The organism is Pseudomonas sp. CGJS7 (genome assembly GCF_036961695.1).
Map to the genome: position 1 here is coordinate 23,648 of NZ_JBAMDI010000047.1, position 13,865 is coordinate 37,512.

Consider the following 13,865-nt stretch of genomic DNA (forward strand, 5'->3'; position numbering starts at 1 on the left):
GTGTAGTATCCGTGCATGGATCAGCGGCGGGCAGGGCAGTAGAGGATGATCGAGGTATCACGGTTTTGGCGCGACCCTGCCTTGCCGTTCGTCGAAGCCCGACGGGTAGGGGACGGGCGCAAGGTGTGCTACGCCGCGCACTCTCACGAGAGTTTCTCCATCGGGGTGATCACGGGGGGACGTAGCACTTACATCAACAGTGACCAGTGCGTTGAGGTTGGGGCGGGTACCACGGTGTTGATGAACCCGGGTGTGGTGCATACCTGCAACCCTGTTGCCGGGGAACCCTGGTCTTACCTGATGCTGTTCGTCGATCAGCCTTGGTTGCAAGCAGTGGGTTTTACCCTGCCCACGCAGACCTGGAGCCGCTCGCCTGTGTTGTATCGGCGGCTGTTGCAGGCCTTTGCCGACCTGTTCGATGCCAGGCTGCCTGATCGCGAAGCCCGCCTGGCGGCCCTGTTTCACGAGTTGCCGGGCATGCTTGGTGGTAATGCCAGCGAGGGTGGCGAGGGCAACCCACGGCTGGATGCAGCGGCAGCGTTCATACGCGCCCATCGCAGTGACCCGCTCAGCCTCGAGGACATCTGCGGGGCTTGCGGCCTGTCTCGGTCCTACCTGATTCGTGCCTTTCGCCAACGCTTCGGCCTGACGCCGCATGGCTACCTGCTAGACCAGCGCGTGCAACTGGCCCGGGCGCAGTTGCGCCAGGGCCGCTCAATTGCTGAAGTTGCACAGGAGGCCGGGTTCGCTGATCAGGCACACCTGCAGCGGGCATTCAAACAGCACCTGGCGGCGACACCGGGGCATTACAGAAATGCCGTCGCTAGCCTGGGCGCTCCTGCAGGAGCCGTGCAAGCCTTAAAGGATCAGGTAAACCGCGCTGGCGACCAGTAACACGGCCAGGCTCCGATTGAGCATGCGCAGGTGGCGTGGGTTGTCCAGGTACTGGCGAATCACGCTGCCGGCCCAGGCCCAGCAGGCCACCGAGATGAAACAGATCGGCCCGTAGATCCAGGTAAACAGCCACAGCAAGTGCTGTTCACCGCCGGTGTAGGCACCCACCCCGGCAACGGCTGCCAACCAGGCTTTGGGGTTCAGCCACTGCATCGCTGCGCCGTGCCAGGCTGAAGGGGCTTGGGTAGGCTGTGCGTTGTTCAGGTTACCGTCGTCACTGGCCAGCTTCCACGCCATGTACAGCAGAAACGCCACCCCGCCCCAGTGCAACATCAGGCCCAGCAAGGGCCAGCGCAACAGCAGTTGATGCAGGCCCAGCCCGACCAGCACCAGCAACAGGCAGAACCCCAGCGTGGCGCCGGCCACATGGGCAACGCTGGCGCGCAGGCCATGGCGGGCACCGATGCCAAGGGCGACGATGTTGACCGGGCCGGGGGAGATCGAGGCCGCAAGGGCGAAGGCGGCCATGGACAGGTATAGGCTCATGAGGAAGATCCGCGTGGTTGGGGAGGCGTTATCCTCGCGTGGCCGGCGTTCTGCTGTATTGAACAAAAGTACCTGCGCACGACTCGCACCTGCAGGGCTAATGGCGATGCAGGGTTGTTACAGGTTTTGTAATAGTTTTGCGCTACTACAGAAACCTGCTGTGCTTGTAGCATCGTTCTCCCAATTTGTTATCAAGGTCTATATGAGCACCTTCGCGGAGCCCCCCAGTCTTCGGCCTTTCTGGCCATCCTTCTCCCGTCCTTGTGACGTGCCCCTCGTGAGTACCCGCTAATGGAATGGCTAGCCGACCCCACGGCCTGGTTAGGCCTGTTGACGCTTATCGTCCTCGAGCTGGTGCTGGGTATCGACAACCTGGTGTTCATCGCCATCCTTGCCGATAAGTTGCCGCCCCATCAGCGCGACCGCGCGCGGGTCATTGGCCTGAGCCTGGCGCTCATCATGCGCCTGGGCCTGTTGGCCAGCATTTCGTGGATGGTCACCCTGACCGCACCGCTGTTCGAAGTGTTCGGCAAGAGCTTCTCTGGCCGTGACCTGATCATGCTGTTCGGTGGTGTGTTCCTGCTGTTCAAGGCCACCATGGAGCTGCATGAACGCCTGGAAGGTCACGTGACCCAGGCCAGCGGCACGCTGCGCCATGCCGCGTTCTGGCCGATCGTTGCCCAGATCGTGGTACTGGACGCGGTATTCTCGCTGGATGCCGTGATCACGGCGGTCGGCATGGTCGATGAGTTGTCCGTGATGATGATCGCGGTGATCTTCTCGATCGGTATCATGATCGTTGCCAGCAAGCCGCTGACCCGCTTCGTCAACGCCCACCCTACGGTGATCATGCTGTGCCTGGGCTTCCTGATGATGATCGGTTTCAGCCTCACCGCCGAAGGCCTGGGCTTCCATATCCCGAAAGGCTACCTGTACGCGGCCATCGGCTTCTCGATCCTGATCGAGCTGTTCAACCAGCTGGCCCGTGCCCGCCGCAAGCGCAGCCTGCAACAGCACAGGCCGTTGCGCGAACGTACTGCCCATGCCGTGCTGCGCCTGCTGGGCGGCCGCCGGGTCGAGGCTGACGAGGTCGGCGAGGAGATTGCCGACCTGGTCGAGGGTGGCGGGGAAGAGGTGCTGTTCGACCGCCGTGAGCGGGTCATGATCAGCGGCGTGCTGAACCTGGCCGAGCGGCCGATTCGTACGGTGATGACTGCCCGTGCCGAGGTTGATGTGATCGACCTGGCGCAACCGGCCGACGCCATTGCCCAGGCCCTGGCCAATTCGCCGTACTCGCGCCTGCCGCTGATCCGCGATGGTCGCGTGGACGAGCCCTTGGGCTTTGTGCACAAGAAGGAACTGCTGAAGGAACTGCTCTCGGGCAGCCAGCCCGACCTGGAAAGCATGGCCCGGGCGCCGTTGAACCTGCTGGAGAGCTTCAGCATCCTCAATGCCCTGGAGCAAATGCGCGGTCAGTCGACCCATATTGCCTTCGTGGTCAACGAGTTCGGTGACTTCACCGGGCTGTTGACCATGACCGACATCCTTGAGTCGATTGCCGGTGAGCTGCCGGATGCCAGTGAGGTTGAAGGCCCGGGCATCGTTCAGGAGGGGGAAGGCTTCGTGGTCAGCGGCGCGCTGAACCTCAGCCAGGTGCAGGCGCGTACTGGCTTCAGCGCCCGTGCTACCGAGGATTACCAGACCCTTGCGGGCCTGGTGATGAGCTTGCTCGACCGCCTGCCGATGGTCGGTGACCGGCTAGCCTGGAATGGCTGGATGCTGACCGTGGAGGCGGTTGAAGAGCGACGGGTACGCCAGGTACGGCTTACACCGAACGGCGACGCTGACGTAGCAGGTGCTTGAAGCCCTCAAGCACCAGCACCAGTACTGCGGCCCAGATTGGCAGGTAGGTCAGCCACTGATCCGGGCCGATGGTTTCGCCCAGCAGCAACGCCACGCCTACCAGCAGCACGGGTTCGACGTAGCTGAGCAGGCCGAACAGGCTGAATGGCAGCATGCGGCTGGCCAGCACGTAGGCGATAAGCGCCGAAGCGCTGATCGCGCCAAGGATCGGTACCAACACGTACAGCCCGGGGTGTGCTTGCAGGTCAGCGTTGGACAGTGGGCTCTGGATCACGAAGTACAGCGCCCACGGCAGCAGCAGGCACATGTCGCACCACAGGCCGCCCAGGTGGTCGGTGCGGCAGCGTCGGCGCAGCACGAAGTAGATCGGGTAGCCGATCGTTACCAGCAGGGTTTCCCAGGCAAAACTGCCGTTTTGGTACAGCTCGTGGCCTACGCCCAGTGCGGCGCAGGCCACGGCTACCGTCTGCAGGCGTGACAGCCGCTCGCCATATACCAGCCGCCCGGTCAGGACCATGGCCAGTGGCAGCAGGAAGTAACCCATCGACACTTCCAGGCTGCGCCCATGCAGGGGCGCCCAGAGAAACAGCCACAGTTGCACCCCCATCAGCCAGGAAGTGCCGATCATGCCTAGCAACAGCACCGGCGTGCGTTTTACCCGGCCCATCAGTTCGCCCACCCGCTTCCAGTCTTTCGAGACAAGCATGAACAATGTGAGGCAGGGCAGTGTCAGCAGGGTGCGCCAGCCAAAGATTTCTTCGCCATCGAGTGGCTTGAGCAGGGAGGTATAGTAGTACATCACAGCGAACAGGCAGGACGCCATGACCGATGAAACAATGCCTTTTGACACGAATGCCTCGAATACGGGAATTGAGCGGGTTGATCAACTGCGCATGATCTCAGGGGGCGCATCTTGCAGCAACTGCGTTGCGCCCGGGCGAGTGGCCAGGGCTTCGAGGAACTGGGCGGCCGGCATGGGCCTGGCGAACAGGTAACCCTGCTGGAAGTCCACCCCGTGCGCGGCCAGGTAGTCGCGCTGCAGGTCGGTTTCCACACCCTCGGCAACGATGCCCAGGTCCAGCTTGCCCGACAGCTCGATGATGGTCTCGAGTATGTGCACTGACAGCGCATCGGCGCCGATCATGGCAACAAAGCTCTGGTCGATCTTCAGGTAGTCGACCTTGAATTGCCGCAGGTAGTTGAGGCTCGACTGGCCGGTGCCGAAATCGTCGAGGGCAATCATCACGCCCATGGCATGCAGCTTTTCGAACAACTCAAGGGTGACCGGCGTAGGCTCGATCAGCTTGCGCTCTGTCAGTTCCAGGGTCAGCACCACCCGGCCGGGCGGAAAGTGCTGCAGGAACGTGCGGCAGTCATCCAGCAGGCTGAGGTCGCGGCAGTGGTCAGCGGTGATGTTGACACCAATATGGAAGCCGTCTTCCAACAGGCCGGCATAGGGCGCCAGGCTTTGCGCGGTATGTGTCAGCAGCGCGCGGGTCATGGCGACAATCTGCCCGCTGTGTTCGGCATAGGGGATGAACAGGTCGGGGCGAACCAGGCCCTCTCGCGGGTGGTGCCAGCGCATCAGCACTTCCGCGCCAGCCCAGCGGTAATCGCCCTTGCGCACCACCGGCTGAAAATACGGCAGGAATTCATCGGCCTGCAGGGCACGCTCCAGTTCGGCACGCGGAGAGGTGGCGCGGCGAATCTGCCAGCGGCACACCAGCGCCGCCAAGGCACCCAGTACCAGCAGCAGACTGAGCAGGCCAGGGTAGTGGCTGCGTAACAGTTGGCCTTGCTTGTCGGCACTGTAGCCGCCCTGCACGCTGAAAGGGTAGCGGGTTGAGCCAATCAGCACGTTGGCACTGGGGGCCGCAGGGGATACGCCTTTGTGGACCACCCCGTCCTTGCCCATCCAGGCGTCGCCCACGCGGATCTGCAGTTCTTCATCGGGGCCGATCAGGCGCAGTGCAGTCAGCAGGTGGTCGCCATCCACCGTGGTGATTGCACCGTGGTCGCCGTCGCTGGCACGGTAGACCAGCAGCGGGTGGCCCGGCGTAACCGAGTTGCCGTCCATCAGCCATAACTTGCCGTCGACGTAATCGCCAGGATTGACCGGTTCTTCGAACTCGCCGAACAGCGAGGAGCAATAAAGGTTGTTGTGCCTGAACAGGTTGGTCGAGCGCACGAAGGCATTGCGGGTAACCTGGGCCCGCAGCATGAGCTGGGCCTGCTCGCATGAGCTGTCAGTCAGTGGAAGTAGCGAATTGGCGGCACGGGACAGGTTGTCGAGGATGTGTTCGACGTGCTCCAACGCCTGGCGGGTGGTGGCGTGGCTGCTGGCCTGCATTTCACGTTCGACCTGCCAGTTCATCACGGCCAGGCCGCACATGACCGGCAGCACGCCGACGACCCAGGGCAAGAGCGTGCGCCAGCTGAGTGCGGCGCGGCGTTTGACGGTAAGGGGCATGCTGATCTGACTATCATGGAGTAAAAACGAGAGGATAGCCGTTTGTCGCCGCGTACGAGCAACTAAAACGCGACAAACCATTTTACGCAATGTAGAATCGATTTACGAATACAACAATAAGGTCCTTCACTTCCGAAGGATCAAGCCCGCCGAGAATGGGTCCATATGACATACCATGGGTTCAAGCTGATCATAGGTGACTACCTCGCCCGTAGCGTGCGGGGCATTCCGTGCTCACCGCCGTTCCTGTTCCACATCCCACGCAATCAATAATTTTCGCTGCAGATGAGAACACGAACATGGCTGATATCTTTGAAAATCCAATGGGCCTGATGGGCTTCGAATTCATCGAACTGGCTTCGCCGACCCCAGGCGTACTTGAGCCTGTATTCCAGATACTGGGCTTCACCAAAGTGGCCACCCACCGTTCCAAGGATGTGCACCTGTATCGCCAGGGTGGCATCAACCTGATCCTGAACAATGAACCCAAAAGCATCGCTTCATACTTCGCCGCTGAACACGGCCCGTCGGTATGTGGCATGGCTTTTCGCGTGCGCAATGCCCATGAGGCTTATGCCCGCGCCCTGGAACTGGGCGCTCAGCCGGTAGAAATCGAAACCGGCCCGATGGAATTGCGCCTGCCGGCGATCAAGGGTATCGGGGGGGCACCGCTCTATCTGATCGACCGCTTCGAGGAAGGCAGCTCTATCTACGACATCGACTTCAACTTCATCGAAGGCGTGGATCGCAACCCGGTGGGTGCTGGCCTGAAAATCATCGACCACCTCACCCATAACGTCTACCGCGGGCGCATGGCCTACTGGGCCGGGTTCTACGAGAAACTGTTCAACTTCCGTGAAATCCGCTACTTCGACATCAAGGGCGAATACACCGGCCTGACCTCCAAGGCCATGACTGCGCCTGATGGCATGATCCGCATCCCGCTCAACGAAGAGTCGTCCAAGGGCGCAGGGCAGATCGAAGAGTTCCTGATGCAGTTCAACGGTGAAGGTATCCAGCACGTGGCCTTCCTGACCGATGACCTGCTCAAGACCTGGGATGCCCTGAAGGGGCTAGGCATGCGCTTCATGACCGCGCCACCGCAAACCTACTACGAAATGCTGGAAGAGCGCCTGCCGGGCCATGGTGAGCCGGTCGACCAACTGCAAGCGCGTGGCATCCTGCTCGATGGTGCCTCGCAGCCCGAAGACAAGCGCCTGCTGCTGCAGATTTTCTCGGAAACCCTGCTTGGCCCGGTCTTCTTCGAGTTCATCCAGCGCAAAGGTGACGATGGCTTCGGTGAAGGCAACTTCAAGGCACTGTTCGAATCCATCGAACGTGACCAGGTACGCCGTGGCGTGCTGAGCACAGACTGATCGCCCCTGGAGTACCGTCGTCGTCATGTTCGTTCGGCGGCGGTACCCCGCCTGTTGGCACGAGCCCTGAACAGGGCCAGGTAGACGATCGAGCCGGTCACGATCCCCACCAGCATCAGCGAGGGGACGATCTGCAGCACCGACTGGCGGATTTCCTGAGCGGTGAAACCCGCTGGGTAGCCACCTTTGACCGTGTATCCATACTTGGCCGACATGGCGCTTGTAAAGAATTCTGACTGTGAAGGGCGCTCAAGGTCACGGCTGTCACCATTGCTCCATATGTAGCGGTCGCCAAATTCGACCAGCAGTGTCAGCCCATCCAGAAAGCCATCCAGCTCATTGCGAATCTGCATGGCATAGGCTGTCACGATGACGCTATTGTTTTTGCCCTTCTGGTGAAAGTCGACCAGCAGCTTCTGGCGCGTGTCAGGAGGGCCGTAGGACAATGCGACCCGCTGGCCGGACGACGCGAATGATGAATAATGCTCCAGCGAACCTGAAGCCGTACTGCAGTAGGGTTGATTGTCTTTGAGCAAGGTCAGCGACCTGACCATGGAGCGGATGGCAACCTGGTCCTGCAAGGCGCTTTTGACGTTATCGCAAGATTCCCCTGCAAATGGCAGGGTGCGCAGGGCCGTCTCGTGCATTCTGTCCAGTGCATTGTCGACGCTGAAAACCGCCTCCTGAACGGAAATGCTGGCGTTTTCCGCAAGTTTCGCTTCCAGCTGGAAAGCCATCACCAGCAAACCGGAAACCACAGGCACCAGCGCCACTGCAATGAGCAGCAGCAGCTCCACCATGCTGCGCCCCGCGTGCATGATTTTCGACATAGGCTAATAGTTCTCCGCTCTGAAACTGTCCGTGGTGAACAGTTGAGCCCTGAGCCTATGTATTTGCTGACCGGGCTGCTGTAGTCCGGCTGCAGTTGAAGCGGTAGGAAAGCGAGCGCCTTGATGTAGCTAACTGCCCTTGAGCTTTTTCAGCACTGCCTCGGCCAGCAAGGCAGTGGAAGCGGGGTTCTGCCCGGTGATCAGCCTGTCATCGTCGACCACGTATGGCTTCCACGGCTCATCATGTTTGCTGTACTCACCGCCGCGAGCCCCAAGTTCGTTCTCCGTCAGGAACGGCACTACGTCGTCCAGTTCGGCCAGTTTTTCCTCTATGTTGGAAAAGCCGGTCACCTTGCGGTCTTTGAGCAGCAGGCAGTTGTTACTCAGCTTGATGTTCAGCAGGCCGACTACGCCGTGACAGACTGCTGCGACAATGCCACCTTTTTCATAGATTTTGCGTGCCAGTTCCTGCAGAGCCTGGTTTTCTGCGAAGTCATACATCACCCCATGCCCACCGGTGTAATAGATGACGCTGTATTCGTTGGCCTTCACCTGCCCTGGGGCCAAGGTACTGCCCAGGCGCGTCATGAAGCGCTTGTCGTCATACCACTGCCAGTCCAGGTCAGGGGCCATCTGCAGGCTTTTCGGGTCGACGGGAACGTAACCGCCCTGTGGGCTGACATAATCGACCGTGTAGCCGGCCTTTTCGACTTTCTCGACAAAGTGAACGGCTTCACCCAGCCACAACCCGGTCGCCCGTTTGAGGGTTGGATACTTCGCTGTATTGGTCAACACCACCAGAATTTTCTTGCTCATGACCCTGCTCCCGTCGCCAACCTGAATGGGCCGGTGCTCCCTGGCCCGAGGGAAAACCTAATTAGCATAGCTGCCACAAGCAAGTCCGCCATGGTGGGCCGGACGTGCTGTGCTAACTTGAATCCATCCACGGGCGAGCGTGCCAGGCTTGGCGGCGCTGTGGTCAACCCTGAGCATTGCTGGAGTCACGATATTGGTCGCTAACGGTAAGCCACGCGAGCCCGCGCCGCAGGTCATCCTGCAGTCGCCTGTTTTGCCATCGATCGAGCCGATGGGGGAGCGGATAGCCCAGTTCGACTGGTGGCGTACCTCGCTTGGGCCATTGTCGCGCTGGCCTGCTTCGTTGCGCATTGCCGTGGACATGATGCATTTGTCACCTTTCCCATGTGCGGTGGTCTGGGGGCCGGACCTGTGTGTGGTGCATAACGATGGCTACCGGGCGTTGCGGGCATTACCGGATGCGCTGGGCATGGCGTTCGATACCCTGTGGAGTGATATCTGGCCTGCAGTGGGCCCCTGGGTGTTCAAGGCACTGGAAGGCCACTCGAATTTTGTCGAGGACCCACCCCTGCGTATCGTCCGCAGTGAAGGCGCCGAACCACTATGGTGCGCATTCGGTTATGCCCCCCTGCACGATGAACTCGGTAACGTGGCGGGGTTTCTGCATACGGTGATCGAGACCACGGCCAGCGTCGAGGCACACCGCCATTGGCGTGAGCAGGTGCAGAGCTTTGAACGCCAGGTCGAGCAGCATGTGGCCGAGCGAGAGCAGTTCTGGTTGCTGTCGCGCGAAGCGATGATGATGCTCACCCCTGAACTGAAACTGCATGCTGCCAACCCGGCCTGGTACCGCATTCTGGGCTGGACAGAAGAACAAGTGCAGGCGATGTCGGTGATGCAGCTGGTGCACCCGACAGAGCGTGCCGAAGTGCAATTGGCAGTGTCCGAGCTGCTGCAATGCAGCCACGCGGAGCAGTTGGAGATCCGCCTGCGACACCGCGATGGTCACTACCACTGGTTTCGCTGGAGTGCGAGGTTTGACGGCAGCCTGCTGACTGCGGTTGGCCGCGACATCACCGCAGACCGTGAAGAGGCTGCGCGGCAGGCAGAGATGCTGATGCACAACAGCGAGCGTATGGAGGTGGTTGGCCAGTTGGCAGGCGGCATGGGCCATGAAATGAACAACTTGCTGTCCGGTATTGGTGGCAGCCTCGAACTGCTGCAGCGGCGCTTGCAGGAGGGGCGGCTGGAGCGTGTGGAGGCCTACGTGGACGTTGCGCGCGACGCGGTGCAGCGGGCCATGGACCTGACCCATCGGTTGATCGCATTTTCCCGCCATCAGCCATTGGCCCCTCGGCCACTGGACTTCAATCGGCAGTTACGTTTGAGCGAACCCCTTTTGCTGCGGGCGTTGGGGGCAGAGATGCGTTTGCACTGGCAACTGGACATTGCACCTTGGGCAGTGAGCCTGGACGTGCCCCAGCTCGAGAATGCCTTGATCAACTTGTGTGCCAATGCGCGTGAAGCGTGCCTGGAACAAGGGAATGTCACCATCAGCAGCGTGAACGAACGGCTGACTGCGTTTTTCCCGGATGAAAGTGGCTTGCCGCCAGGCGACTATGTGGCGTTGCATGTCGAGGATGATGGCCATGGCATGGCAGTGGTTGATATCGCCAGGGCTTTTGAACCGTTTTACACAACCAAACCTCTCGGGCGTGGGGCCGGGCTTGGTCTGTCGATGGTATATGGCTTCGTCCGTCAGTCGGGCGGGTATGCCTGGATCGAGTCGGCGCCAGAGCAGGGCACCAAGGTGTCCATGCTTTTCCCCAGGTGCCATGAGCCGGTTCCGGATGAGCCCGTGCCGGTACCGCTTTCGCAGCGCATGGCACTTGGCAAGCGCCTGCTGCTGGTGGATGACGAGCTTGATCTGCGCGCGGTCATGCGCGAATACCTGACTGAGCGTGGGTTTGACGTCACGGATGTGGGCGATGCCAATAGCGCACTGGAGCGCTTTCGCCATGGCGGCCCTTTCGATCTGGTCATCACCGATATCGGTTTGCCGGGTGGGTTCAGTGGCCGGCAAGTGGCCAAGGCCATGCGCATGCAGCTTGCACAGCAGAAAATTCTGTTCATCACCGGTTATGCGGATCAGTCCATTGAAGCGCAATTGCTCGATCAGCCGGGCACGGCATTGTTGAACAAGCCGTTTTCCCTGGCGCATCTTGCCGATGAGGCGCTACGCCTGCTTGACGTGTAAGGCACTTCAAGGCTTGCCTAGAATGTGTGTCACTCGAGCCTGCAACTGCTGCAACTCGAACGGCTTGCAGATCAGGTGCATGTCAGCGCCCAGGAAGCCTTCGCGGGCCATGGCCGTTTCCGCGTAACCGGTGATGAACAGCACCGGTAATCGTGGGCGCAGGCTGCGGGCAATTTCTGCCAGTTGCCGGCCGTTCATGCCGGGCAAGCCCACATCGGTGATGAGCAAATCCACCGGTTGTGCCGAGCGCAGCACCTTCAGTCCCTCATTGGCGTCGGCTGCGCTTTGGCAGGGGAAGCCGCTTTCGTCCAGCGCCTGGCAAAGCAGTTGGCGCACATGGGGATCGTCCTCGACAACCAGCACGTGTCGGCTGCAGCCGTCTTGCCTGGCTGGCACAGGTTCGCTGTATGACAGGGCCTGGTCGACATGGCGTGGCAAATACAGCTCCACCTGGGTTCCCTGGCCGATCTCGCTGCTGAGGGTGATATGCCCATGGGACTGCTTGCTGAAGCCGTACACCATCGACAACCCCAGGCCAATGCCCTGGCCGGTCGCCTTGGTGCTGAAGAAGGGTTCGAAGGCGTGCTCCAGCGTGCTTTGCGCCATGCCTTGGCCGCTGTCGGTTATTCGCAGGCGCACATAGTCGCCAGTGCGCAAAGCGCCGTCAGCAGCTTGCTCGGTGGCGATGTGATGATTGTTCGCCTCGATGCATAGCAGGCCACCGTTGGGCATGGCCTCGCGGGCATTGAGCAGCAGGTTGTCGAGGGCCTCCTGCAACTGCTGGTCATCCGCCTCCACGGGCCACAGGTCTTTGGCCGCGTGCACTTGCAGGGTTATCGACGGGCTCAGGCGAGCGCCCAGGCGTTCTGCCTTGAGCAAGGTATGCAGATCTATACGTTGGCTGTGCAGCGATTGACGGGAAGAGAAGGCAAGCAAGCGGTGGGTCAGGCGGGCGGCGCGTGAAACGGCCTCGCGGCCCATGCACAGAACGCCATCCAGGCCGTCGCTGCGGCCTTGGCGCAGGCGCCGCTGGATAAGTTCGAAGCTGCCGCTGATGCTGGTGAGCAGGTTGTTGAAATCATGGGCGACGCCGCCGGCCAGTTGGCCGATGGCCTCCATCTTGCGTGCCTGGCAGCGGGTGAACTCACTGCGGTCCTGCTCTTCGTCCGGGGTTGAAGGCCGGCTGTCCAGGCGCTGCTGCATGCCATGGAGCTGGTCACGTGTCACGTACTGTCGCCGCCGGTTGCGCAGCGCGGACTGGGTCATGTGCAGCAACTGGGCATTTTCGTAGGGCGTGACCAGCCAGAGAAGATTGCCCACTGGATGATGATTCACGCCAGCGGTCGACCAGGCGCCCTGGGTCAGCAGCACGATGGGCAAATCCGACCAGCTGGGTTGCTGGTCGATGAATGCCTGCAGCAAGGCGCTTGGGCCTTGGCTGAACACCTGCTCGGCAATGATCGCCAACCCTGCGCCCTCGGTCAGACGCGCCTGCAGGTTGGCCAGGTCGACCGCGCAGAGGCTGTTGATGCCGGCGGAAGTCAGCAGACGTGAGGTATCCGCCGCCAGTTGTGGCGGTGCGAGGATCAAGGCACGTTCATCCAGCGCCAACGAACTGGCCAAAACGACTCTCCTTTAGGGTGGCCTTATACCCACTGGACCCTGGCACAGGCTCAGGGTTCAACTAAGTTCAGGTACTGCCTACAGGCCCTGTTGCAGCACAGGGTCGTCCGGGTTCTGACGCTCCAGCTCGGCGAGCGATACTTGCACGTTCTGCAACTGGCCGGACTCTTTCCAGTACTGAATCAGCAGCACCCGTGCCCGGCGATTGGCTGGCTGCCGATTGAGCACGGTTTCCAGTTGCTTCTGGGCGGCGTCGAGCTGGTCCAGCTCATGCAGGGTGACTGCCAGGGTATAGCGGTAATCGGCGTTGTCCGGGTCCAGTTCGACGGCGCGGGACAGGGCCAGCAAGGCATACTCGCGCTGTTCGTGGCGCTTCAGCCAAAGCCCTAGCTCATACTGCAGAAAGGCCGAGTCGGGGCTCAGCGCCAGGGCTTTGCCCAGCACCTGGCGGGAGGCGTCGTGGTGGCCCTGGCGCTCGAGCAGGCGTACCTGAGTCGCCAGGGCATCGAGGTTGCCGGGGGCAACCGCGAGCGCACGCTGCAGGGCCGCAGCGGCGTGCGTGTAGTCGTTTTCGTGCAGGTACAGGCGCGCCAGGTGCACTTGGGCCTCGGCATCTTCAGGCTGTTGCTCCAGGGCTTGCTGGTATTGCTCCAAGGCTGACTGCAGGGGGCCGAAATAGAGGCCGATGGCGTCGGGATCGAGGCCCAGCAGGGCATCCACGGCGGCAAAACGCACGCTTTGCTCACTGTCGTCCAGCAGCGGGCCGAGTACCAGGCTGCGCTGTGCTGGCGGTAACAGGCGGCGGATACTGGCAATGGCCGCTCGACGCACCAGCGGCTCGGCATGTTCCAGGTCCTGGCGGGCCAGTTTCAATGCCTGCGGCGAGGGGTAGTTGGGCAACTCGGCGTACAGTGCCGCACGGCGGATCGCAGGCAGGTCGTTACGCTGCAATTGCTGGTACAGCACCCGTGCGGCGCCGGGCTGACCGTCGTGGGCCTGGCGCAGCGCCTTGGCGTAGCTGTGTGCTGGCAAGGTTGGCGGGGTTGGCGGGGCGTCGCGCCACAGGTAGCCGAACAGGGCCGATACCAGAATCGACAACAGCAGGGCGATCAGGTAGCGGTTGCGTCTGGGCATCGGACGATCCGTGGCGGCGGGAAGGGCAGAGCTTGGGCCAGCCGGGGGGTAAATGC

At 61.4% G+C, this 13,865-nt stretch carries 11 protein-coding genes; 4 read left to right on the forward strand and 7 right to left on the reverse strand.

The window, feature by feature from the left end; translation table 11 throughout:
- Positions 1 to 45: 45 nt before the first annotated feature.
- Entirely contained in the window at positions 46 to 894 is an 849-nt protein-coding gene (locus V7787_RS25630; RefSeq protein WP_064493273.1) for a helix-turn-helix transcriptional regulator, read from the forward strand.
- On the opposite strand, the gene V7787_RS25635 is transcribed toward V7787_RS25630, so the two are convergent.
- Positions 859 to 1,440 (reverse strand): LysE family translocator, encoded by a 582-nt coding sequence (locus tag V7787_RS25635; protein WP_064493274.1) that lies wholly within the window; start codon positions 1,438 to 1,440, stop codon positions 859 to 861. The two genes, V7787_RS25630 and V7787_RS25635, sit on opposite strands and share 36 nt — an antisense overlap.
- A gap of 291 nt (positions 1,441 to 1,731) precedes the next feature.
- Between V7787_RS25635 and V7787_RS25640 the strand changes: the two genes are divergently transcribed.
- On the forward strand, positions 1,732 to 3,303 hold the full coding sequence (locus V7787_RS25640) for a TerC family protein (protein ID WP_064493275.1): 1,572 nt from the start codon (positions 1,732 to 1,734) through the stop codon (positions 3,301 to 3,303).
- Here V7787_RS25640 and rarD read toward each other — a convergent pair.
- Together rarD and V7787_RS25650 are read right to left on the reverse strand one after the other, a co-directional pair.
- The gene (gene rarD, locus V7787_RS25645) at positions 3,266 to 4,153 is read right to left on the reverse strand and encodes an EamA family transporter RarD (RefSeq protein WP_064493276.1); all 888 of its coding nucleotides are present in this window, start codon (positions 4,151 to 4,153) and stop codon (positions 3,266 to 3,268) included. The genes V7787_RS25640 and rarD overlap by 38 nt on opposite strands.
- Positions 4,154 to 4,186: 33 nt before the next feature.
- Complete coding sequence (locus V7787_RS25650) at positions 4,187 to 5,773, reverse strand: EAL domain-containing protein (RefSeq protein ID WP_064493277.1); 1,587 nt, start codon at positions 5,771 to 5,773, stop codon at positions 4,187 to 4,189.
- Between the two features lie 299 nt (positions 5,774 to 6,072).
- Here V7787_RS25650 and hppD point away from each other — a divergent pair, with 299 nt between their 5' ends.
- Positions 6,073 to 7,149 carry a 4-hydroxyphenylpyruvate dioxygenase gene (gene hppD, locus V7787_RS25655; protein WP_064493278.1) on the forward strand — a complete coding sequence of 359 codons (1,077 nt, stop codon included), beginning with the start codon at positions 6,073 to 6,075 and terminating at the stop codon, positions 7,147 to 7,149.
- Positions 7,150 to 7,172: 23 nt separating this feature from the next.
- Here the strand turns inward: hppD and V7787_RS25660 are convergent, their stop codons facing one another.
- Together V7787_RS25660 and V7787_RS25665 are read right to left on the reverse strand one after the other, a co-directional pair.
- Positions 7,173 to 7,979 carry a CSS-motif domain-containing protein gene (locus tag V7787_RS25660; protein WP_064493279.1) on the reverse strand — a complete coding sequence of 269 codons (807 nt, stop codon included), beginning with the start codon at positions 7,977 to 7,979 and terminating at the stop codon, positions 7,173 to 7,175.
- A 129-nt stretch (positions 7,980 to 8,108) separates the two neighbouring features.
- Positions 8,109 to 8,795 (reverse strand): type 1 glutamine amidotransferase domain-containing protein, encoded by a 687-nt coding sequence (locus V7787_RS25665; protein ID WP_064493280.1) that lies wholly within the window; start codon positions 8,793 to 8,795, stop codon positions 8,109 to 8,111.
- Positions 8,796 to 8,988: 193 nt separating this feature from the next.
- On the opposite strand from V7787_RS25665, the gene V7787_RS25670 reads away from it, so the two are divergent.
- Positions 8,989 to 11,052, forward strand: coding sequence for a hybrid sensor histidine kinase/response regulator (locus tag V7787_RS25670; protein WP_081273301.1), 2,064 nt, complete (start codon positions 8,989 to 8,991; stop codon positions 11,050 to 11,052).
- Between the two features lie 6 nt (positions 11,053 to 11,058).
- Here V7787_RS25670 and V7787_RS25675 read toward each other — a convergent pair whose 3' ends face one another.
- Both V7787_RS25675 and V7787_RS25680 read right to left on the reverse strand, forming a co-directional pair.
- Positions 11,059 to 12,675, reverse strand: a complete 1,617-nt coding sequence (locus V7787_RS25675) for a response regulator (protein WP_064493282.1) — start codon at positions 12,673 to 12,675, stop codon at positions 11,059 to 11,061.
- A gap of 78 nt (positions 12,676 to 12,753) precedes the next feature.
- Positions 12,754 to 13,809, reverse strand: a complete 1,056-nt coding sequence (locus V7787_RS25680; RefSeq protein WP_064493283.1) for a HEAT repeat domain-containing protein — start codon at positions 13,807 to 13,809, stop codon at positions 12,754 to 12,756.
- Between the last annotated feature and the right edge of the window lie 56 nt (positions 13,810 to 13,865).

Bases quoted from the DNA above. Each gene is read 5' to 3' on its own strand.
- V7787_RS25665 (WP_064493280.1), bottom strand. From the start codon at position 8,795: ATGAGCAAGAAAATTCTGGTGGTGTTGACCAATACAGCGAAGTATCCA.
- V7787_RS25650 (WP_064493277.1), bottom strand. From the start codon at position 5,773: ATGCCCCTTACCGTCAAACGCCGCGCCGCACTCAGCTGGCGCACGCTC.
- V7787_RS25630 (WP_064493273.1), top strand. From the start codon at position 46: ATGATCGAGGTATCACGGTTTTGGCGCGACCCTGCCTTGCCGTTCGTC.
- V7787_RS25640 (WP_064493275.1), top strand. From the start codon at position 1,732: ATGGAATGGCTAGCCGACCCCACGGCCTGGTTAGGCCTGTTGACGCTT.
- V7787_RS25680 (WP_064493283.1), bottom strand. From the start codon at position 13,809: ATGCCCAGACGCAACCGCTACCTGATCGCCCTGCTGTTGTCGATTCTG.
- V7787_RS25635 (WP_064493274.1), bottom strand. From the start codon at position 1,440: ATGAGCCTATACCTGTCCATGGCCGCCTTCGCCCTTGCGGCCTCGATC.
- hppD (WP_064493278.1), top strand. From the start codon at position 6,073: ATGGCTGATATCTTTGAAAATCCAATGGGCCTGATGGGCTTCGAATTC.
- V7787_RS25660 (WP_064493279.1), bottom strand. From the start codon at position 7,979: ATGTCGAAAATCATGCACGCGGGGCGCAGCATGGTGGAGCTGCTGCTG.